Annotated in this window: 20 protein-coding genes; 12 read left to right on the forward strand and 8 right to left on the reverse strand. The window is 55.6% G+C overall.

The genetic code is table 11. The annotated features are described in order from the left end of the window. The first annotated feature begins 158 nt into the window (after positions 1 to 158). Both Q5705_00640 and Q5705_00645 read left to right on the forward strand, forming a co-directional pair. Positions 159 to 908: a MipA/OmpV family protein gene (locus Q5705_00640; protein WLI77108.1), complete on the forward strand. Its 750-nt coding sequence runs from the start codon at positions 159 to 161 to the stop codon at positions 906 to 908. A 91-nt stretch (positions 909 to 999) separates the two neighbouring features. Further along, a complete protein-coding gene (locus tag Q5705_00645; protein ID WLI77109.1) occupies positions 1,000 to 1,857 on the forward strand; it encodes an aldo/keto reductase in 858 nt (285 codons plus the stop codon). A 46-nt stretch (positions 1,858 to 1,903) separates the two neighbouring features. On the opposite strand, the gene Q5705_00650 is transcribed toward Q5705_00645, so the two are convergent. Next, positions 1,904 to 2,788 (reverse strand): D-hexose-6-phosphate mutarotase, encoded by an 885-nt coding sequence (locus tag Q5705_00650; GenBank protein WLI77110.1) that lies wholly within the window; start codon positions 2,786 to 2,788, stop codon positions 1,904 to 1,906. A 75-nt stretch (positions 2,789 to 2,863) separates the two neighbouring features. Further along, the gene (gapA, locus tag Q5705_00655; GenBank protein WLI77111.1) at positions 2,864 to 3,859 is read right to left on the reverse strand and encodes a glyceraldehyde-3-phosphate dehydrogenase; all 996 of its coding nucleotides are present in this window, start codon (positions 3,857 to 3,859) and stop codon (positions 2,864 to 2,866) included. Between the two features lie 342 nt (positions 3,860 to 4,201). Between gapA and msrB the strand changes: the two genes are divergently transcribed. Continuing rightward, a complete protein-coding gene (msrB, locus tag Q5705_00660; GenBank protein WLI77112.1) occupies positions 4,202 to 4,615 on the forward strand; it encodes a peptide-methionine (R)-S-oxide reductase MsrB in 414 nt (137 codons plus the stop codon). 38 nt (positions 4,616 to 4,653) lie between these two features. Beyond that, positions 4,654 to 4,926 (forward strand): YeaC family protein, encoded by a 273-nt coding sequence (locus Q5705_00665; GenBank protein WLI77113.1) that lies wholly within the window; start codon positions 4,654 to 4,656, stop codon positions 4,924 to 4,926. Positions 4,927 to 4,972: 46 nt separating this feature from the next. On the opposite strand, the gene pncA is transcribed toward Q5705_00665, so the two are convergent. From pncA to sppA, 3 genes are all read right to left on the reverse strand, one after another. Then, positions 4,973 to 5,614, reverse strand: a complete 642-nt coding sequence (gene pncA / locus Q5705_00670; GenBank protein ID WLI77114.1) for a bifunctional nicotinamidase/pyrazinamidase — start codon at positions 5,612 to 5,614, stop codon at positions 4,973 to 4,975. Between the two features lie 11 nt (positions 5,615 to 5,625). Further along, the gene (gene ansA, locus Q5705_00675) at positions 5,626 to 6,642 is read right to left on the reverse strand and encodes an asparaginase (GenBank protein ID WLI77115.1); all 1,017 of its coding nucleotides are present in this window, start codon (positions 6,640 to 6,642) and stop codon (positions 5,626 to 5,628) included. Between the two features lie 63 nt (positions 6,643 to 6,705). Then, on the reverse strand, positions 6,706 to 8,559 hold the full coding sequence (gene sppA, locus Q5705_00680) for a signal peptide peptidase SppA (protein ID WLI77116.1): 1,854 nt from the start codon (positions 8,557 to 8,559) through the stop codon (positions 6,706 to 6,708). 162 nt (positions 8,560 to 8,721) lie between these two features. On the opposite strand from sppA, the gene Q5705_00685 reads away from it, so the two are divergent. After that, positions 8,722 to 9,273 carry an NAD(P)H nitroreductase gene (locus tag Q5705_00685; protein WLI77117.1) on the forward strand — a complete coding sequence of 184 codons (552 nt, stop codon included), beginning with the start codon at positions 8,722 to 8,724 and terminating at the stop codon, positions 9,271 to 9,273. Between the two features lie 86 nt (positions 9,274 to 9,359). On the opposite strand, the gene Q5705_00690 is transcribed toward Q5705_00685, so the two are convergent. Beyond that, complete coding sequence (locus Q5705_00690) at positions 9,360 to 10,106, reverse strand: phosphatase PAP2 family protein (protein ID WLI77118.1); 747 nt, start codon at positions 10,104 to 10,106, stop codon at positions 9,360 to 9,362. 253 nt (positions 10,107 to 10,359) lie between these two features. On the opposite strand from Q5705_00690, the gene selD reads away from it, so the two are divergent. Together selD and Q5705_00700 are read left to right on the forward strand one after the other, a co-directional pair. Beyond that, positions 10,360 to 11,403 carry a selenide, water dikinase SelD gene (gene selD / locus Q5705_00695; GenBank protein ID WLI77119.1) on the forward strand — a complete coding sequence of 348 codons (1,044 nt, stop codon included), beginning with the start codon at positions 10,360 to 10,362 and terminating at the stop codon, positions 11,401 to 11,403. Positions 11,404 to 11,407: 4 nt separating this feature from the next. Further along, entirely contained in the window at positions 11,408 to 13,345 is a 1,938-nt protein-coding gene (locus Q5705_00700; GenBank protein WLI77120.1) for a DNA topoisomerase III, read from the forward strand. 43 nt (positions 13,346 to 13,388) lie between these two features. Here Q5705_00700 and gdhA read toward each other — a convergent pair whose 3' ends face one another. Then, positions 13,389 to 14,732: an NADP-specific glutamate dehydrogenase gene (gdhA, locus tag Q5705_00705; GenBank protein WLI77121.1), complete on the reverse strand. Its 1,344-nt coding sequence runs from the start codon at positions 14,730 to 14,732 to the stop codon at positions 13,389 to 13,391. A gap of 253 nt (positions 14,733 to 14,985) precedes the next feature. Between gdhA and Q5705_00710 the strand changes: the two genes are divergently transcribed. Continuing rightward, positions 14,986 to 15,255 carry a YnjH family protein gene (locus Q5705_00710; GenBank protein ID WLI79083.1) on the forward strand — a complete coding sequence of 90 codons (270 nt, stop codon included), beginning with the start codon at positions 14,986 to 14,988 and terminating at the stop codon, positions 15,253 to 15,255. Positions 15,256 to 15,270: 15 nt separating this feature from the next. Here Q5705_00710 and xthA read toward each other — a convergent pair whose 3' ends face one another. After that, the gene (xthA, locus tag Q5705_00715; GenBank protein WLI77122.1) at positions 15,271 to 16,077 is read right to left on the reverse strand and encodes an exodeoxyribonuclease III; all 807 of its coding nucleotides are present in this window, start codon (positions 16,075 to 16,077) and stop codon (positions 15,271 to 15,273) included. A gap of 433 nt (positions 16,078 to 16,510) precedes the next feature. On the opposite strand from xthA, the gene Q5705_00720 reads away from it, so the two are divergent. From Q5705_00720 to astB, 4 genes are read left to right on the forward strand one after another with little or no spacing between them, the layout of a single operon-like run. Continuing rightward, positions 16,511 to 17,731: an aspartate aminotransferase family protein gene (locus Q5705_00720; GenBank protein ID WLI77123.1), complete on the forward strand. Its 1,221-nt coding sequence runs from the start codon at positions 16,511 to 16,513 to the stop codon at positions 17,729 to 17,731. Next, on the forward strand, positions 17,728 to 18,762 hold the full coding sequence (astA, locus tag Q5705_00725) for an arginine N-succinyltransferase (protein ID WLI77124.1): 1,035 nt from the start codon (positions 17,728 to 17,730) through the stop codon (positions 18,760 to 18,762). The genes Q5705_00720 and astA overlap by 4 nt, the downstream gene beginning before the upstream one ends. Next, a complete protein-coding gene (gene astD, locus Q5705_00730; protein ID WLI77125.1) occupies positions 18,759 to 20,237 on the forward strand; it encodes a succinylglutamate-semialdehyde dehydrogenase in 1,479 nt (492 codons plus the stop codon). Before astA ends, astD begins: the two co-directional genes overlap by 4 nt. Then, positions 20,234 to 21,559 carry an N-succinylarginine dihydrolase gene (gene astB / locus Q5705_00735; GenBank protein WLI77126.1) on the forward strand — a complete coding sequence of 442 codons (1,326 nt, stop codon included), beginning with the start codon at positions 20,234 to 20,236 and terminating at the stop codon, positions 21,557 to 21,559. The genes astD and astB overlap by 4 nt, the downstream gene beginning before the upstream one ends. Positions 21,560 to 21,562 lie beyond the last annotated feature (3 nt).

Raw genomic sequence — 21,562 nt, forward strand, 5'->3', positions numbered from 1 at the left:
TCTCTTCTGTTAGTCATATAACTGTAAGCCGCGTGTCATTAAACGAATGCACAGTGAAGGATTTAATTTTGTAATGTAAAGGTAAAAAAAATTGGGTAGGATGCGCAGGACGGTTAAACTTCTTGCGCCAATTATTTGACTACAGGAAAAAAAGGATTGTGACCAAATTCAAACTCCTGGCACTGGGCGTGCTGGCTGCGACGTCCGCCTTTGCGGCCAATGCAGAAAATACCTTTTCTCTCGGCGCGGGCGTGGGTGTCGCAGAAACTCCCTATAAAGAGTACGACACGCGCGTTCTGCCAATCCCGGTGGTGACCTATGAAGGCGATGATTTCTGGTTTCGCGGCCTGGGTGGTGGTTACTACTTGTGGAATGACGCGGCGGATAAATTATCGATAACGGCGTTTTACTCACCGTGGCAGTTCAGACCCAAAGACAGTGATGACAGCCAATTGCGTCGGCTGGATCGCCGTAAAGCCACGGCGATGGCGGGGCTGAGCTATATCCATAATACTGCGCAGTATGGTTTCCTGCGTACTACCCTTGCGGGTGACGTGCTGGATAACAGCAACGGTGTGATGTGGGATATCGCCTGGCTGTACAACTACATCAACGGCGGGCTGAGCGTCACGCCGGGCATTGGTGTTGAGTGGAGCAGTGATAACCAGAACGAATACTATTATGGTGTCTCCCGTTCTGAATCTCGCCGTAGCGGCCTTGCCAGCTACGATCCGGACAGCAGCTGGAACCCGTATCTGGAGTTGAGCGTCAGCTATCGTTTGTCGGATAACTGGAGCGTTTACGGCACTGGCCGTTACACGCACCTGTCTGATGAAGTGAAAGATAGCCCGATGGTTGATAAATCCTGGGCAGGTTTGTTCTCGACAGGGGTCACTTACCGCTTCTGATTGGGCACCTGAACAGTGCAATCTGTGTAATAAAACAGGGCCGATGGCCCTGTTTTGCTTTACGGTGGTGCATGTAGCCGAGGAGGAGGAAATGGCAGATAAACAGGTTATCTTTGCAGGTCAGGTCGCTCAGCCCGCTATTGGTCAGGGTACCTGGTATATGGGCGAAAATGCGCAGTTACGCTCAAAAGAAGCGGATGCACTACGCGCGGGCATCGATCTTGGATTGACGCTTATCGATACCGCCGAAATGTACGCCGATGGCGGAGCGGAAGAGGTGGTCGGCGAGGCGTTGCGGGGCGGATATCGCGATAAAGTCTTCCTGGTCTCCAAAGTTTACCCGTGGAATGCGGGTGGACAGAAAGCCATTGCCGCATGCGAAGCCAGCTTGCGTCGCCTGAAAACCGAGGTACTCGATCTTTACCTGTTGCACTGGCGCGGTAATTACTCTCTGGCTGAAACCGTCGAGGTGATGGAAACGCTGATCCAGCAGGGCAAAATCCGCCGCTGGGGCGTTTCGAACCTTGATTACAGCGATATGCAGGAACTGATGCAGGTGAGCGGCGGCGAAGCCTGCGCCACCGATCAGGTGCTGTACCACCTTGCTTCACGCGGGATTGAGTACGATTTGCTGCCGTGGTGCCAGCAGCACGCCATGCCGGTGATGGCCTACTGCCCGCTGGCGCAGGCAGGCCGCTTACGCGATGGTTTGCTGGAAAGTAGCGTGGTGCAGGATATCGCGCAGGCCCACGGCGCCAGTGCGGCGCAAATCTTACTGGCGTGGGTGATTAGCCATCAGGGCGTGATCGCCATTCCGAAAGCGTCAAGCGTGAAGCATGTCGAGGAGAATGCGGCGGCACTGAAGATTTCGCTAACCCATGATGATCTGGTGTGGCTGGATAAAGCTTTCCCGGCACCGAACCGTAAAACGCCACTTGATATGCAGTAATGCGCTGTTAAAACCCTCTCCCGGCGGGAGAGGGCAGGCAGGACAATCAGCGTTTAACGACGCGAATGGTTTGCCCCAGGCGGGATGGTTTCTCTTCGCTGGCTTTCTGCGGCACGGTCGCATTGACTGATTCCACACAGACGAAGGTTTTGTAGCCGTCATCTGGCATGTCGGCCATGCTGACGGAAAGGGCCGGGCCAGGGTTCCACGCTACAACGTTGGCGTTATGGCTGTGGATCACTTCGATGGTGCGGCTCAGTTTCCCATCGTGGATCAGGCTGCACGCTTCGGCGTTCAGGTAGACGCGGTCGGTGCGATCCGGGAAGGTCTGTACGCCATCAGCCAGCACATCCTCTTTCGCGTCATTCACTTTATCGATAAAGCGATCGCCGAGGCCGCTCACTTTCACCGCCGCAATATCGCCAACGTTGAAATAGGTGTGCAGCGCGGAGGTGGTTTCAAACTCGCCGTGGGCTTCCAGCTCCATTTCACAGGTCGCACCCAGCTTATAACGCGCATAAACGGTGAAATCATGCGGCCAGTACTGGCGGGACGCATCGCTGCTTTGCAGTTCGAACGTCAGCACGACGCCATTAGCGTCTTCGTTGTGCGCTTTCAATACCCACGGCAGGTTACGCGCAAAACCGTGCGCAGGCAGACCTTGCTGTTTGGCCGGGCCAAACCACGGCCAGCACACCGGCACGCCGCCGCGCAGTGCCACACCGTTTTTAAACGGCGTGTTGCCACTTAGCCACAGAACCTCGTCTTCACCCTGCGGTTTCCAGGAGAGCAGATGCGCGCCCTGGTAAGCGAATGACGCTTTCACCTGCGGATGGTCGATAACCAATACATCAAGTTCGTCCATTTTGCGGCGGGAGAGTGTCGGGGTAATTTGTTCGACTACCGGAAGTGCAAAAATTTTATTAATCATTAACGCAATCCTCTGTCTTCAAAACAAAAAAAGAGCGACCGAAGTCGCTCTTTCAGATCTTGTTCTCATCTCAACTTATTTGGAGATGTGAGCGATCAGGTCCAGAACTTTGTTGGAGTAACCCGTTTCGTTGTCGTACCAGGAAACCAGTTTCACGAAGTTGTCGTTCAGTGCGATACCGGCTTTAGCATCGAACACGGAAGTGCAAACTTCACCGTTGAAATCGGTAGAAACAACGTCGTCTTCGGTGTAACCCAGAACGCCTTTCATCGGGCCTTCAGAAGCGGCTTTGATGGCTTTCTTGATTTCTTCGTAGGACGCTGCTTTTTCCAGACGTACAGTCAGGTCAACAACAGACACGTTCGGAGTCGGAACGCGGAACGCCATACCGGTCAGTTTGCCGTTCAGTTCCGGCAGTACTTTACCTACCGCTTTAGCAGCACCGGTAGAGGACGGGATGATGTTCTGGGATGCGCCGCGGCCGCCGCGCCAGTCTTTGTGAGACGGGCCATCAACGGTTTTCTGAGTTGCGGTAGTGGCGTGAACAGTGGTCATCAGACCTTCGATGATGCCGAAGTTGTCGTTGATAACTTTAGCCAGCGGAGCCAGGCAGTTGGTGGTGCAGGAAGCGTTAGAAACGATGTCCTGGCCAGCATATTTGTCGAAGTTAGCGCCACGCACGAACATCGGGGTATTGTCTTTGGACGGACCAGTCAGAACTACTTTTTTCGCGCCAGCAGTGATGTGCTTACGAGCAGTTTCGTCGGTCAGGAAGATACCGGTAGCTTCAGCAACAACGTCAACACCGATTTCGTTCCATTTCAGGTTAGCCGGGTCTTTCTCAGCAGTAACACGGATGGTTTTGCCGTTAACAACCAGGTGGCCGTCTTTCACTTCTACGGTACCGTTGAAACGGCCGTGAGTGGAGTCATACTTCAGCATGTACGCCATGTATTCAGCGTCCAACAGATCGTTGATACCAACGATTTCGATGTCAGAACGTTCCTGAGCAGCACGGAAAACAATGCGACCGATACGGCCAAAACCGTTGATACCTACTTTGATAGTCATATATTCCACCAGCTATTTGTTAGTGAATAAAAGGTTGGCTGTAAAATTACAAAAACCTTACGCAGCGTCAAGCGGAATCGTGTCAATCATTGCGACAAATCAATCCCAGCATATCCTTTGTTCAACTGATTAGTCCCACTTTCCTTTTGAGCATCTTCCCCATATCGGGGCGCCGCCCGGAATTTTAAAGGTCGGTAAGGATAAAAATGTGAGAGCCATCACAATTCCCTGGCTGCTTTACCGCAACTGCTAAGTTTAGAACAAAAGTCGCCCCCTGGGTGTTAATGTTTTGTTAGAATCAGACGGATAAGTTGTCGAATTTTTACCGCGAGACGTAAGCAAATGGCGAATAATTCCTCTCAAGACGACCTGAATAAAGATCTGACCGAAATGCAGTTTTACGTGACCCAGAATCACGGCACAGAACCGCCGTTCACCGGGCGTCTACTGCATAACAAGCGTGATGGCGTTTACCACTGCCTGGTGTGCGATGCCGCGCTGTTTAACTCCCAGACCAAGTACGATTCCGGCTGCGGCTGGCCGAGCTTTTTTGAACCCGTCAGCGAAGACGCAATCCGCTATATCAACGACTATTCACACGGCATGCAGCGCATTGAAATCCGCTGTGGCAAGTGTGATGCGCACCTGGGGCATGTTTTCCCCGATGGCCCGCAGCCAACCGGTGAACGTTATTGCGTCAATTCGGCCTCGTTAAGCTTCACCGATGATGAAAACGGCGACCAGACACGTGGTTGAAAAATCGATTCAGCAATTATTCCACGGAGTTGAGTAACATGAATCTCGAACAAATTGTTAACAGCATGACGCCGGAAATCTACCAGCGCCTGGCCACGGCTGTGGAACTGGGAAAATGGCCAGATGGTGTGGCGCTGACGCCGGAACAAAAAGAGAACAGTCTGCAACTGGTGATGTTATGGCAGGCGCGTAATAACGTGCAGGCAGAGCATATGACCATCGATACCAACGGGCAGATGGTGATGAAGAGCAAGCAGCAGCTTAAAGAGGATTTTGGTATCACGCCAAAACCGATTGCGACCTTTAAATAAATTCTGACGGCTTGCCTGATAAGGCGAAGCCGCCATCAGGCAAATACTACGCCTGTGTTTCCTGCCAGTCCGCCAGCGTGTACAGCGTCGCGCCCGCTGCGGACATCTCCATAAACGCGTTTGCGCTATCCTGCGCATGCAGGTTCACACCGCGGCAGCCATCGGTAATCACATTTACCTGATAACCCAACTGTAAGGCGTCCAGCACCGTAAACTTCACGCAGTAATCGGTGGCGAGCCCCATCACAATGAGTTCTTCGATACCATGATGTTGCAACCAGCCATGCAGCGCCGTTTCCTGCCGGTGTCCGTTATCAAAGAACGCGCTGTAGCTGTCAATCCGTGGGTTTTCACCTTTGTGAAAAACCACATCGATTGCCTGGCTGTTCAGCAGCGGATGCAGCGCAGCACCTTCGCTGTTCTGTACGCAGTGATCCGGCCAGAAGGTTTGCGCTAAGCCGTCCAGCTCCCCCACAACAAACGGTTCGACACCGTGCTGGCTGGCAAAGCTGCCATGATTCGCCGGGTGCCAGTCCTGGCTTGCCAGCACCGCTTCGCCGCGCGTTTTACACCATGAAATCAATGTATTGGCGACATCCACGGTGCTATCGCCTTCGGCGACGGCCAGCGCGCCGCCCGCACAAAAGTCATTTTGCAGATCGACTAACAGCAGAGCACGTTGTTTCATCGGGAGGATCCTTATTCGTCCGGCGTCAGTTCGCCGCGCAGATTTTGCGTCATCGCGGTGCGGATGGCGTTCGCATCAAGATTCTGGCTTAACAGATAATGAAGTTTAGTCAGCGTCGCTTCCACCGTCATATCCGCGCCGCCAATCACACCCGCATGAGCGAGGGCGTTACCGGTGGCGTAACCGCCCATATTCACTTTGCCGGACATACATTGCGTCAGGTTAACCACCACGATACCGCGCGCGCTGGCTTCCTGAAGCTCTTTCAGGAACTCACCGTTTTGCGGCGCGTTACCGACACCGTACGAGCGCAAAATCAACGCTTTTACCGGCTGGCGCAGGAAATTACGCACCACGTCGGCGGAAATACCCGGATAGATAGTAACCACGCCAATCGGCTGCGGCGTAATCGGGTGCACAATCAGCTCGCCAACGGTATGCGGCGCAGGCGGCGTACCGAGGCGGCGAATATGAATACCCGCTTCGAGTAACGGCGCAAGGTTTGGCGAAGCAAAAGCATCAAAACCGTCGGCGTGGGCTTTGGTGGTGCGGTTACCGCGATAGAGGCGATTATTGAAAAACAGCGTGACTTCGTTGATCGGGAAGTTCGCCGCGACATATAACGCGTTAAGCAGGTTGATTTGCCCGTCTGAACGCAGCTCGGCAAGCGGGATTTGCGAGCCCGTGACAATCACTGGTTTGCCAAGATTTTCGAGCATAAATGACAGCGCTGACGCGGTGTAGGCCATGGTGTCGGTACCATGCAGAATGACAAAACCGTCATAGTCGTTGTAATGCGCTTTGACATCATCGGCGATGTGCTGCCAGTCTTCCGGCGTCATATCGGACGAGTCCATCAATGGCGCATATTCATGAATAGTGAAGTCCGGCATTTCCTGGCGATGAAACTCAGGCATCAGCGCCAACTGGCGTTGCAGGTGACCGGAAACCGGCACATAACCGTGTTCTGAGCGCTGCATACCGATAGTACCGCCGGTATAGGCGACGTAAATGGATTTCTTTTGCATGGCGTTGTGTTCTGGCTGACTCGAAAAAATCCCCTCCGGCGGAGGGGATACGTAATGATGATGTTAGCGGATAGTGGCGCAGTTCAGGCACAGCGCATAGCGATTTTGTGGATCGTTAAACACCGCCAGTTTGTCCGTTTCGGCTTTCACTTCCTGTGCCGCGCTGGCAAGCGGGGCAGGCAAATAAGCCTGCAATGCTTGCGGTAGCATCGCGCGTACCGAACCGGTCATGCTGTCCATCACGCGCTCAAAGAAGGTGGGTTCCTCTTCGTAGTAATCGATATGCCACTGTTTCAGTTTTGCCAGTTCAGCGGCTTTTGTTACTGCATCGTCGAAATCACCCAGCGCATCGACCAGACCGTTGGTTTTCGCATCCTGTCCGGTCCAGACATGGCCCTGCGCGATTTTATCAACCTGCTCCGGCGTGCTGTGACGCGACTGCGCCACCAGCGTGATAAAGCGCTTATAGCCGTTCTCAATGCTCAGTTGCATCATTTGCTGCACTTCATCCGGCAGGGCTTTGGTCATGCTGACATCGGCCAGCGGCGAGGTGGCCACACCGTCCGTATGCACACCGATGCTATCAAGGCTGTTTTCCAGCGTATTGATCACGCCGAAAATGCCGATGGAACCGGTCAACGTGCTGGGGTTAGCAACGATGTAATTCGCCGGGGTGGAGATCCAGTAACCGCCAGATGCCGCCATGCCGCCCATCGATACCACCACCGGTTTGCCAGCGGCTCTGGCTGCGGCCAGTTCTGAACGGATGATTTCCGACGCGCTGACGCTACCGCCAGGGCTGTTGACGCGCAGCACAATGGCTTTCACTTTGTCATCCAGGCGCGCATCGCGGATTTGTGCGGCAGTGGTATCGCCGCCGACATTTCCTGGGGTTTCTTCGCCGTCCATAATCGCGCCGTTAGCGAAAATCACCGCGACGGTTCCGCCGACATCGGCCGGGGTTTTGGTCGGGTAATCGTAGAAGCTGATGGCGCGGAAGTTTTTATCTTCATTGCTCCAGCCAAACTGTTTCACCATCGCTTTTTCCGCATCGGCGGCGGAGCCTAGTTCATCCACCAGTTTGTTATCGAGCGCATATTTCGCGGTATCGCCATCGACTTTACGCAGACCGTCGAGCATCGCTTGTGCGCCGGGGAACACTTGTTGCGCGGTGATTTGGCGGTTAGCCGCCACGGTATTGAGATAGTTTTGCCACAGCTCGCCTATCCAGCGGCTGTCCGCCTCGCGCGCGGCGGGGGACATATCATCACGGATAAACGGCTCGACGGCGGATTTGTAAGTCCCGACGCGGAACACGTGGGTGGTGACTTTCAGTTTGTCGAGCAGCGTTTTGTAGTACAGACCGTTGGTGGCAAAGCCGTGCAGATCGACCACGCCCTGCGGCGAGAGCCAGATTTTATTGGCGAAGCTGGCAAGGTAATACTGGCCCTGGCTGTAGTTATCGCCCACCGCATACACCGGTTTGCCACTGTCGCGGAACGCGCGCAGTGCTTTACCGATGTACTGCATCGAGGGCTGATCGGCCCCGGCGAAGTTTTTCAGATCCATCACAATACCGGTGATATTGCGATCGCTCTGCGCCTGGCGAATAGTTTCGACGATGTCGAACAGTGAATTTTCCTGCAAACGATCGGAACTGGCACCAAACAACTGGCGACCCAGCACGCCCAAACGACCGCTGGTGGAGGTTTTATCGACGACCACGCCGGAGATATCCAGCAGCAATGCGCCACGACTATTGTGCTCAGCTTTACTGTCGCTGAGCTGCATCCAGACACCGACTGCAACCAGCACCAGCAAGATGAAAACAATATTCATCACCAAATTGCGGGTAAAGTTCAGCAATCGCCAGCACCACTTAAAAAAACCGGCAATAATTCGCCAAAGGGTTCGCATGTATTCTCCCTGGTAGTTAACGCCCACCGCTGCCCGAGCGGCAAAGTGTGGTTATCCTAATTACCCCGCTGTCTCTTGTCAGCAGGAATCGGCTCCGGCGCTGTAACAATTTCTACGCCCGTGTTAATTTTATGAACAAATTTCAATACAGGAGGTTAACTAATGGACGCACTTGAACTTCTCGTCAACCGCCGCAGTGCTTCCCGCCTGGTAGAACCGGCTCCGGCAGGAGAACAACTGGATAACATTCTTCATGCCGGTATGCGCGCGCCCGATCACGGTACGCTTCAGCCGTGGCATTTTTTCGTCATCGAAGGCGAAGGGCGCGAGCGTTTTAGTCAGGTGCTGGAACATGCCGCCGTTGCCGCAGGCCAGGATGAGAAGGGCATTGAAAAAGCGCGCACCTCGCCGTTTCGTGCACCGTTGATTATCACCGTGGTGGCAAAATGTCAGGAACATCATAAAGTGCCGCAGTGGGAACAACTGCTTTCTGCTGGCTGTGCGGTGATGGCGATGCAAATGGCGGCGCTGGCGCAGGGGTTTAATGGGATCTGGCGTACCGGTCCGTTGACCGACCGCCCTGAAGTGCGTAGTGCATTCAACTGCCGCGAACAGGATCAGATTGTCGGTTTCCTCTACCTCGGCACACCGCAGTTAAAAGCATCAACCACCGTTACCGTGCCGGATATCGCCCCGTTTGTAACGCGTTTTTAAATGCCGGATGGCACTGCGTTTATCCGGCCTACAATCACGTAGGTCGGATAAGACGAAGCCGCCATCCGACAATCGATGACGACCTCTTATTTATTCTTCGCAGCGAACTCTTCTTTGGCTTTCTGCAACTGCTGCTGGAACGCCGGACTGGTGTGCAGCGTAGCCACAACCGCCGAACCGACAATGCGCGCGGCATCCACGTCGCTCTGCCAGTGATAGCCACAGATCACCCGGCTTTGACCGAGATCGTAACCGCGCTTGAGGATCTGATCCTGACGCTGCGGATTCACTTCCGCCAGCACCAGCGCGGTCGCCCAGCCGATAGACGTGTGTCCTGACGGGTAAGAGCCATTTTTTGACAGCTCATTCTGATCTTTAGTATTGCAGGTTGGCACACCGTAAAAGGCAAAAGGACGAATACGCATGTACTTCTGTTTTGCGCCGCGCGTGGCCAGATCGCCCGCATCCTCAATCATATTGGTCAGAAGCTTATGCAGTTGCGGTGCATCTTTCTGCGTAATCGGCGATCCAAACGCGCCAGAGAACGCATTCGCCACGCCGCCGCTGCCGAGGTTAGCATCTTCCGCAGCCAGCTTACCGCGCTCGGTGCTGCGCAGCAGGCGGCCTTGTTCATACATTGCCTGGTCGTTTAAAAACGCGATGCTGCCCACTTCCGGCGGGGGCGGCAGCAGCGCCAGGCTATCAATCGCCTGGGCGTTTTTCAGGTAGTAGAGATCGGGTTTGGTGGTGGCGTCATTCCCGGCAGGGACAAGGGCAAAGGCGTTGGCAGAAAGCAAACTGGCAAGACAAATTGTGATAAAGCTTTTTTTCATGAGTGTTCCCTTAAAATGATGTTACTTCCGTAGCCATAACTGGCTGCTGTCATATTTCTGTCATAAAGCGATTCACATTACGTTGCGGTGGCTCGCAAATAATCCGAACGCAGATGAAATGTTGCAAAGATAGCCGCCAGTTATGGCTTATTCGCTCGCTTAATGAGCAACAGCACGCGAATTAAGCGTGTCAGACTTACCACCTTGCGCTTTGGGCGCTACCATAGCCGGATTGCAATGACAGGAGATGTCCATGAGCGAGCAAACTATTCGTTTAACGCAATACAGCCACGGAGCTGGTTGCGGTTGTAAAATTTCACCCAAAGTGCTCGATACCATTCTGCACAGCGAGCAGGCGAAGTTTCTCGACCCGAACCTGCTTGTCGGTAACGAAACGCGTGATGACGCCGCCGTTTACGATCTCGGTAACGGCACCTGTATTATCAGCACCACCGATTTTTTCATGCCGATTGTCGATAACCCCTTCGATTTTGGTCGCATTGCGGCAACCAACGCCATTAGCGACGTGTTCGCCATGGGCGGTAAACCGATTATGGCGATTGCCATTCTTGGCTGGCCGCTCGACAAACTCGCGCCGGAAATTGCCCGTGAAGTGATCGACGGCGGGCGTTTTGCCTGCCAACAAGCGGGGATTGCGCTGGCGGGCGGTCACTCGATCGATGCGCCTGAACCGATCTTCGGCCTGGCGGTGACGGGCGTGGTGCCAACCGAACGGGTGAAGAAAAACAGCACTGCGCAGGCGGGCTGCAAACTGTTCCTCACCAAGCCGCTGGGGATTGGCGTGTTAACCACCGCTGAGAAAAAATCCCTGCTCAAGCCGGAACATGTCGGTCTGGCAACGGAAGTGATGTGCCGTATGAACATTGCTGGCGCCGCTTTCGCTAATATCGAAGGCGTAAAAGCGATGACCGATGTCACCGGCTTTGGTCTGCTCGGCCATCTGAGCGAAATGTGCCAGGGCGCAGGCGTGCAGGCGCAAGTCTGGTATCAGGAGGTGCCGAAACTGCCGGGCGTGGAAGCCTATATTGCCCAGGGCGCTGTGCCGGGTGGCACGCAGCGCAACTTTGCCAGCTACGGTCATCTGATGGGCGAAATGCCGGATGCGGTGCGCAATCTGTTGTGCGATCCGCAAACTTCTGGTGGCCTGCTGCTGGCGGTAACGCCGGAGGCTGAAGCGCAAGTAAAAGCCACGGCGGCGGAATACGACATCACGCTTAGCGCGATTGGTGAACTGGTCACCGCCCGCGGCGGTCGTCCGATGATTGAGATCCGTTAATTCGATGCGGTTATTTATTGCCGAAAAGCCCAGTCTGGCGCGCGCTATTGCCGATGTGTTGCCAAAACCGCATCGCAAAGGCGACGGCTATATTGAGTGCGGTAATGGCCAGGTGGTGACCTGGTGTATCGGTCATTTGCTGGAGCAGGCGCAGCCGGATGTCTATGACAGCCGCTATGCACGCTGGAACCTGGCCGATTTACCCATCGTGCCGGAAAAATGGCAATTGCAACCGCGCGCCTCGGTGCTCAAACAGATCAACGTTATCAAGCGCCTGCTCGCCGATGCGGAGCAGGTGGTGCATGCCGGTGATCCGGATCGCGAAGGGCAGTTACTGGTCGATGAAGTGATCGATTACCTGCAACTGCCCGCCGAAAAGCGTCAGCAGGTGCAGCGCTGTCTGATAAACGACCTCAACCCGCAGGCGGTGGAACGTGCCATTGAGCGCCTGCGCGCCAACAGTGAATTTATTCCACTGTGTGTCTCAGCGCTGGCCCGCGCCCGCGCCGACTGGCTCTACGGCATTAATATGACCCGCGCCTATACGCTGCTCGGGCGTAATGCCGGTTATCAGGGCGTGCTTTCGGTTGGTCGCGTGCAGACCCCGGTACTCGGGCTGGTGGTGCGCCGCGACGAAGAGATCGAAAACTTCGTCTCGAAAGATTTCTTTGAAGTTAAAGCGCATATCGTGACGCCTGCTGGAGAGCGTTTCACCGCCCTGTGGCAGCCGAGCGACGCCTGCGAGCCGTATCAGGATGAAGAAGGGCGCTTGCTGCACCGACCGCTGGCGGAACATGTGGTTAACCGCATCAGCGGCCAGCCCGCCATTGTCACCGCCTATAACGATAAACGGGAATCAGAACTGGCTCCGCTGCCGTTTTCCCTTTCGGCATTGCAAATTGAGGCGGCAAAGCGCTTTGGCCTCAGCGCGCAGAACGTGCTGGATATCTGCCAGAAGCTGTATGAAACCCACAAGCTGATTACTTATCCGCGTTCGGATTGCCGCTATCTTCCGGAGGAGCATTTCGCTGGTCGCCATGCGGTGATGAACGCCATTGGCGCACACATGCCGGATTTACTGCCGCAGCCAGCCGTCAACCCCGATACGCGCAACCGCTGCTGGGATGATAAAAAGGTCGATGCGCACCACGCCATTATTCCTACCGCGCGCGCCTCGAAAATCAGCCTCAGCGATAACGAAGCCAAAGTGTATAACCTGATTGCGCGGCAATATCTGATGCAGTTCTGCCAGGATGCGGTGTTCCGCAAATGCCAGATAGACCTCGATATCGCCAACGGCAAGTTTGTTGCCAAAGCGCGTTTCCTGGCGGAAGCGGGCTGGCGCACGTTGTTGGGTGCCAAAGAGCGCGACGAAGATAACGACGGTACGCCGCTGCCGGTGGTGGCAAAAGATGACGAGCTATTGTGTGAGAAAGGGGAAGTGGTGGCGCGCCAGACCCAGCCGCCGCGCCATTTTACCGACGCGACGCTGCTCTCGGCGATGACCGGGATTGCGCGTTTTGTGCAGGATAAAGATCTGAAAAAGATCCTCCGCGCGACCGACGGGCTGGGCACAGAAGCGACCCGCGCCGGGATTATCGAACTGCTGTTTAAGCGCGGTTTTCTGGTCAAGAAGGGGCGTTATATCCACTCAACGGAACCCGGCAGAGCGTTAATTCATTCGTTGCCGGAAATGGCGGCGCGACCGGATATGACCGCGCACTGGGAATCGGTACTGACGCAAATCAGCGAAAAGGAGTGTCGCTATCAGGACTTTATGCAGCCGCTGGTTGGCACGCTGCATGAATTGATCCACCAGGCGCGTAACACGCCGGTACGCCAGTTCCGCGGCCTGGTGGCACCGGCTGGTGAGAAGAAGAAAACCTTCGCCAAAGGGCGGGGTAAAAAACGCCCGCCATCAGAACAGGCAGCAACCTCGTAGGCCGGATACGCCATTTTTGTCGCCACCCGGCAACGGGGCGAGGTTAAATCACCCCTTGCGCCATCATCGCGTCGGCCACTTTCACAAAGCCCGCGATATTGGCACCGCGCACATAATGTGTCTGCTTGCCTTCGCCGCCATACTCGACGCATGCCTGGTGAATATCCAGCATGATGTGATGCAGCCGCGCATCGACTTTTTCCGCTTTCCAGCCCATCCGCGCGGCATTCTGCGCCATCTCAAGCCCCGATGTCGCCACCCCACCCGCATTGGCCGCTTTACCCGGCGCGAAGAGCACGCCCGCCTCAAGGAACAGTTCTGTTGCATCAATGGTGGTCGGCATATTTGCCCCTTCAGCGACCGCTTTTACGCCATTGGCGATAAGCTGTCGTGCAGCATCAATGTCCAGTTCATTTTGCGTGGCGCACGGCAGGGCGATATCGACCGGCACTGCCCACGGCTGCTTGCCTTCGAGATACATCAGGCCAAATTCGCGGGCGTAATCCGCAAGACGGCCATCGCGGCTGGCTTTGATTTCACACAGGCGGGCGAGTTTTTCCGGGGTAAATCCGGCTTCATCAATGACGGTTCCGGCAGAATCCGAGGCGGTAATCACGCGCGCGCCAAAGGCCATCGCTTTTTCAATCGCGTATTGCGCCACATTCCCCGAGCCGGAAACCGCGACGCGCATCCCTTCAAAACTCAGGCCGTGGCGTTTAAGCATCGCTTCAGTGAAATAGACCAGGCCATAGCCGGTGGCTTCCGGGCGGATCAGGCTGCCGCCAAACGATAACCCCTTGCCGGTAAACACGCAGGCGGTGTTATTGGAGAGCTTTTTCATCATCCCGGCCATAAAGCCCACTTCCCGCGCGCCAACGCCGATATCCCCGGCCGGTACGTCAGTGTCTGCGCCGAGATGACGATACAGTTCAGTGATTAACGACTGGCAGAAACGCATCACTTCGCCATCGCTTTTGCCTTTCGGATCGAAATCGCTGCCGCCTTTACCGCCGCCCATTGGTAGGGTAGTTAGCGCATTTTTAAAGGTTTGTTCAAAGCCGAGGAATTTCAGGATCGACAGATTCACCGACGGGTGAAAACGCATGCCGCCTTTATAGGGGCCGATGGCGGAGCTGAACTGCACGCGCCAGGCGCGGTTAACTTGCACCTGATTGCGGTCATCCACCCACGCCACGCGGAATTGAATCACGCGTTCCGGCTCGACCAGGCGTTCAAGCAGAGAAAGCTGGCGGTAGCGGGGGTTATTTTCAAGAAACGGCCAGAGGGTGGTCATCACTTCGCGAACGGCCTGGGAGAACTCCGGCTGGTGCGGGTCGCGTTGTTGAACATAATTGAGAAATGAAGCAAGAGAGTGAGTCTGATCCATAGATATAAGTGTCTCTTATTGTGTTGGTGAATTTTTGTGTTTGCAGTGCGCAAAAAACGGGCGCTCGCCGACTATAGCATTCGTAATGCAGCACGCTGCAAGGGAAAATTCCCCGTCATCAGACAAATTAAGAACCTGTTTAACGTCATAAGAAAAAAGGATGACGGCGGAAATTAAAGTCCCGGAAAATAGATCCGTTATAGTAATAAGTGGAGTCAATCAGAAAGGATAAATTATGACCCGATTCACGTGGATGGCCGCTGCGTTATGGCTGGCAGCTTCTGGCAACGCGCTGGCTGAGCGCTATCCTTCGCCCGGTATCGAAGTGAATGTGCCGCCGGAAGTATTCAGTTCCGGCGGGCAGACGCAAACCCCGCAACCCTGCATGCAGTGCTGCGTCTATGGCAATCAAAATTACAGTGAAGGTGCGGTCATCAAAATGGAAGGCGTGCTGCTGCAATGCCAGCGCGATGAACGCACTATTTCCACCAATCCGCTGGTCTGGCGGCGCGTAAAACCGTAAACGCCGCCAGCCGGATCAGATCTTGAATTTCGCCCACACCGGCGCGTGGTCAGAGGGTTTTTCCATGGCGCGAATGTCGTAATCAATGCCGGTTTCGATGCAGCGTTCCGCCAGCGACTTGCTCGCCAGCAGCAGGTCGATGCGCAGCCCGCGGTTGTCATCAAAGCCTTTTGAGCGGTAATCAAACCACGAGAAGCGATCCTGGGTTTCCGGGTTCGCTTCGCGGAACGTGTCCACCAGACCCCAGCCTTTCAGGCGCTCCATCCATTCACGCTCTTCCGGCAGGAAGGAGCATTTCCCGGTACGCAGCCAACGCTTGCGGCTCTCTTCGCCGATACCGATATCCAGATCCGTTGGGCTGATATTCATATCGCCCATAATCAACACCGGGTTCTCTTTTTTCAGTTCCTTATCGAGGAAATGTTGCAGATCCTGGTAGAACTTCGCTTTCGCCGGGAATTTCACCGGGTGGTCGCGGCTTTCTCCCTGCGGAAAGTAACCGTTGATCACGGTGATCGTGCCGATGGCTGAAGGGATCTCCGCCATGATAATGCGACGCTGCGCCTCTTCCCCATCATCCGGGAAACCGCGACGCACCAGAATCGGCGTCTCTTTCGTCAATAATGCGACGCCGTAGTGACCTTTTTGCCCGTGATAAAAAACGTTGTAACCCAGGCGCGCCACATCCTCCAGCGGAAACATATCGTCATGGACTTTGGTTTCCTGTAGGCCAATGACATCCGGCTGGTGCTGTTCGACAAGGGCTTCAAGCTGATGCGGCCTGGCGCGCAGGCCGTTGATATTAAACGAAACAAATTTCATAGTCGCAGCCACTGATAGTGTGAAAGATGCGAGGATGTTATCAGAGTTTACATTTAATCACTGCCACTTATTCCTTCCCCACGCGACTTTGCGCATAAAACGGGCCAGGCGCCTCTTTTTAGGGCGTAACGCGCCAAAATGGGGCATTCCGGTAAAATTAATTTCGCGGACGATCACAGTTCCAGAATTATATTTTATAAATGCATAAACTTTCGCGAAATCCCGCCTTTCATCCCGCCATGATATAAAATTATTCACTTTTTATGCATTTTAAGTGAATAGCGACAGGTTGTAAGTTGTTGAAATTCCGTTGTCGCAAACCATTTATGCATTTTTATCGCTAGCTGGCATGAAGCATGCAATCTACATTAACAGCGAAAACGCCATATTAATTAACATTTATTCAACTATTTATTTACCGGAAGAGGTCGCTATGTCTGTGTCAATTACGCGTGAAAATTTCGATCAATGGATGCTGCCGGTTTACGCGCCAGCGCCTTTTATTCCGGTTCGCGGTGAGGGTTCACGCCTGTGGGATCAGCAGGGCAAAGAGTATATCGATTTTGCTGGCGGGATTGCGGTCAACGCGCTGGGCCACGCGCATCCTGCACTGTGTAAAGCACTCAGTGAGCAGGCGGCGAAGTTCTGGCATACCGGCAATGGCTACACCAATGAACCGGCGCTGAAACTGGCGAAACGGCTGATTGATGCCACCTTTGCTGACCGCGTCTTCTTTTGTAACTCCGGTGCAGAAGCCAACGAAGCGGCGTTAAAACTGGCGCGTAAATATGCCCACGATACGTTCGGGGCGCAGAAAAGCGGCATTGTGGCGTTCAAAAACGCCTTTCATGGCCGCACGCTGTTTACCGTCAGCGCTGGTGGGCAACCGGCTTATTCGCAGGATTTTGCGCCGTTGCCGCCGCAGATCCAGCATGCGGTTTACAACGATCTGGCTTCTGCCAGCGCGTTAATCAACGACGACACTTGCGCGGTGATTGTCGAGCCGATGCAGGGCGAAGGCGGCGTGGTTCCAGCAAGCCAGGCGTTTTTGCAGGGGCTGCGCGAACTCTGTACCCGCCATAATGCGCTATTGATTTTTGATGAAGTGCAAACCGGCGTTGGCCGCACCGGCGAGCTGTATGCCTACATGCACTACGGCGTGACGCCGGATGTATTAACTACCGCGAAAGCGCTGGGTGGCGGTTTCCCGATTGGCGCGATGCTGACCACAGACCCGTTTGGCAAGGTGATGAATGCCGGTACGCACGGCACGACGTATGGCGGCAACCCGCTGGCTGGCGCCGTAGCGGGCGCGCTGCTGGATATCGTCAACACGCCGCAAACCCTGGCTGGGGTAAAACAGCGTAACCAGTGGTTTGTCGAACAATTGACGGCGTTAAACGCGCGTTTTCCATTGTTTAGCGAAATCCGTGGCTTAGGGCTGCTGATCGGCTGCCAGCTAACGCCGGAATATGCCGGGAAAGCGAAACAGATTTCACAACTGGCGGCAGCGGAAGGGGCGATGGTGCTGATTGCCGGGGGCAATGTGCTGCGTTTTGCCCCGGCGCTGAATATCAGCGAAGAGGAGATCCGTACCGGGCTGGAACGCGTTGCCCGCGCCTGTGAAAAATTCCTTGCGGAGAGCTCATCATGATGATTATCCGTCCGGTCGCCGCGAGCGATCTCGCGGCTCTGATGAAACTTGCCGGGAAAACCGGCGGCGGCCTGACCTCGCTCCCGGCGGACGAAACCACGCTGGCGGCCCGCATTGAGCGCGCGCGCCGCACCTGGCTTGGGGAGTTACCGAAAGGCGAGCAGGGTTATGTGTTTGTCCTGGAAGATACCGACAGCGGCGACGTGGCGGGGATTTGCGCGATTGAGGTCGCCGTCGGGCTAAACGATCCCTGGTACAACTACCGTGTCGGCACGCAAGTTCATGCCTCGAAAGAGCTGAACGTCTATAACGCCTTGCCGACGCTGTTTCTCAGTAATGATCACACCGGCAGCAGTGAACTCTGCACGCTGTTTCTCGATCCCGGCTGGCGCAAAGCGAGTAACGGTTATTTATTGTCGAAATCCCGTTTTCTTTTTATGGCGGCGTTTCGCGATCGCTTTAATGAAAAAGTGGTCGCTGAAATGCGCGGCGTCATTGATGAGCATGGCTACTCACCGTTCTGGGAAAGTCTCGGCAAACGCTTTTTCTCGATGGAATTCAGCCGGGCCGATTATTTGTGTGGCACCGGACAGAAAGCTTTTATTGCGGAGTTAATGCCAAAGCACCCGATCTACACCCATTTTCTCGCCCCGGAAGCCCAGGCGGTGATTGGCGAAGTGCATCCCCAAACCGCCCCGGCGCGCGCGGTACTGGAAAAAGAGGGGTTTCGCTACCGCAACTATGTCGACATCTTTGATGGCGGGCCAACGCTGGAGTGCGATATCGACCGGGTGCGGGCAATCCGCAAAAGTCGGCTGGTGGAGACTGGCGAAGGGCAACGTGCGCCGGGCGAATGGCCAGCCTGTATGGTATCGAATGAGCGTTACCACGATTTTCGCGCCATGCTAATACAGGCCGATCCGCAGACCGAACGTCTGCTGTTAACGGCGGCAGAACTGGATGCCCTGAAATGTCAGGCTGGCGATACCGTGCGGCTGGTACGCCTTTGCGCAGAGGAGAAATCACAATGAGTTTATGGATCAACGGCGACTGGATAACCGGCCAGGGCGAACGCCGGGTCAAAACCAACCCGGTCAGTAATGAAGCACTGTGGCACGGTTTCGATGCCGATAACGCGCAAGTAGAGCAGGCCTACCAGGCGGCGCGTGCTGCATTTCCGCGCTGGGCGCGCCAGCCCTTTAGCGCCCGTCAGGCGATCGTCGAAAAATTTGCCGCGTTGCTGGAGAGCAACAAAGCGGCGCTGACGGAGATTATTGCCCGCGAGACCGGCAAACCGCGTTGGGAGGCCGCCACTGAAGTGATGGCGATGATCAACAAAGCGGCGATTTCGGTAAAGGCGTACCACTCGCGTACCGGTGAGCAGCACACCGATATGCCCGACGGCGCGGCAACTCTGCGCCACCGCCCGCATGGTGTGCTGGCGGTCTTCGGGCCGTATAACTTCCCCGGCCATTTACCCAATGGACACATTATTCCGGCGTTGCTGGCGGGCAATACGCTGCTGTTTAAACCCAGCGAACTGACGCCGTGGAGCGGCGAAGTGGTGGTGAAACTGTGGGAACAGGCAGGATTGCCGGCGGGTGTGCTCAACCTGGTGCAGGGCGGGCGCGAAACCGGGCAGGCGCTGAGTGCGCTACCGTGGATTGATGGGTTGCTGTTTACTGGCAGCGCCAGTACCGGTTATCAACTGCATCGCCAGCTCGCCGGGCAACCGGAGAAAATCCTCGCGCTGGAGATGGGCGGCAATAACCCGCTGATAGTGGAAGATCCCGACGATAGCGATGCCGCCGTGCATCTGGCTATTCAGTCAGCATTTATTACCGCAGGCCAGCGCTGTACCTGTGCCCGACGGCTGCTGGTAAAACGATCGGCGGCGGGCGATGCGTTTTTGGCGCGGCTGGTAGAGGTCGCTGCACGTCTGGTGCCGCAAGCGTGGGACGCAGAACCTGCGTCGTTTCTTGGCGGTTTGATCTCCGCCCAGGCTGCACAGCATGTTTATCAGGCGTGGCAGGCCCATGAAAAACGCGGCGGCAACACGCTGCTGGCTCCGCGCTTACTTCAGGAAGGCACCTCATTACTGACGCCGGGCATTATCGACATGACCGGTGTCGCCGACGTGCCGGATGAAGAGGTGTTTGGCCCGCTGTTGTGCGTCTGGCGCTATGACGATTTTGATGAGGCGATAGCGCTGGCGAATAACACCCGTTACGGGCTGGCGTGCGGCTTGATTTCGCCGGAAAGGCAGAAGTTCGACCAACTGCTGCTGGAAGCGCGCGCCGGAATTGTCAACTGGAACAAACCGTTGACCGGTGCGGCCAGCACCGCGCCGTTTGGCGGGATTGGCGCGTCCGGTAACCATCGCCCCAGTGCGTGGTACGCGGCGGATTATTGTGCCTGGCCGATGGCAAGCCTCGAAACGGCGGAATTAACGCTGCCGCAAACCTTGAGCCCGGGGCTTGATTTTTCCCGCGAGGAGCAGCCATGAAAGCCCGTGAAGTGAATTTTGATGGCCTGGTCGGCCTGACCCATCATTACGCCGGGCTATCCTTTGGCAACGAAGCCTCGACGAAACACCGCTTTCAACGATCCAACCCAAAACTTGCGGCGAAGCAGGGCTTGCTGAAAATGAAGGCGCTGGCGGATGCCGGTTTTCCCCAGGCGGTGATCCCGCCCCATGAACGCCCGAATGTGGCGGCGCTGCGCCAGCTTGGTTTTACCGGCAGTGATGAAAAGGTAGTGGAAAAAGCCGCCGCCCAGGCGCCGCAATGGCTCTCTGCCGCCAGTTCCGCATCGGCAATGTGGGTCGCCAATGCCGCTACCGTTTGCCCATCCGCAGATGCCATGGATGGCAAAGTCCACCTGACGGTGGCGAACCTGAATAACAAGTTCCACCGCGCGATGGAAGCACCGACCACCGAAGCGTTGCTGCGGGCTATTTTTCGCGATCGGGAAACGTTTGCCGTTCATGGCGCGCTGCCGCAGGTGGCGTTGTTCGGTGATGAAGGTGCCGCCAACCATAACCGCTTTGGCGGTGAGTATGGCGAACCGGGTGTGCAGCTGTTTGTCTATGGCCGCGATGAGGAGAGCCCGCTTGCGCCAGCCCGCTACCCGGCGCGCCAGACTTTGCAGGCAAGCCAGGCCGTCGCGCGACTTAACCAGGTTCACCCGCAGCGGGTAGTTTATGCCCAGCAAAACCCGGCGGTTATCGATCAAGGGGTATTTCATAATGATGTGATTGCCGTATCGAACCGTCAGTTACTGTTTTGCCATCAACACGCCTTTGCCGACCAGCCGCGTCTGCTGGCGGAACTGGCAGAGAAAGTACCGGGATTTATGGCTATCGAAGTACCGCAGCAGGCGGTGTCGGTGGCCGATGCGGTGGCGACGTATCTGTTTAATAGCCAGTTACTCAGCCATGACGATGGGCGGATGGTGCTGGTGCTGCCGCAGGAGTCGCAGGCGCATCCTGGCGTCTGGCGTTATCTCAATCAATTACTGGCCGAGGACAATCCCATCAGTGAACTGAACGTCTTTGACCTGCGCGAAAGTATGGCGAACGGTGGAGGGCCAGCGTGCCTGCGTTTGCGCGTGGTGCTCAACGAGGCGGAGCAGCGGGCGGTTAATCCGGCAGTGATGATGAACGACACGCTGTTTGCCAGCCTGAATGCGTGGGTTGACAGGTACTATCGCGATCGCCTGACGCAGGCGGATTTGGCCGATCCGCACCTGCTGCGTGAGGGGCGAGAGGCGCTGGATCGGTTGACACAGTTGTTGGATCTCGGTTCGGTTTATCCTTTCCAGCGTTAACCG

Source organism: Kosakonia sp. H02 (assembly GCA_030704225.1).
Classification (GTDB): Bacteria; Pseudomonadota; Gammaproteobacteria; order Enterobacterales; family Enterobacteriaceae; genus Kosakonia.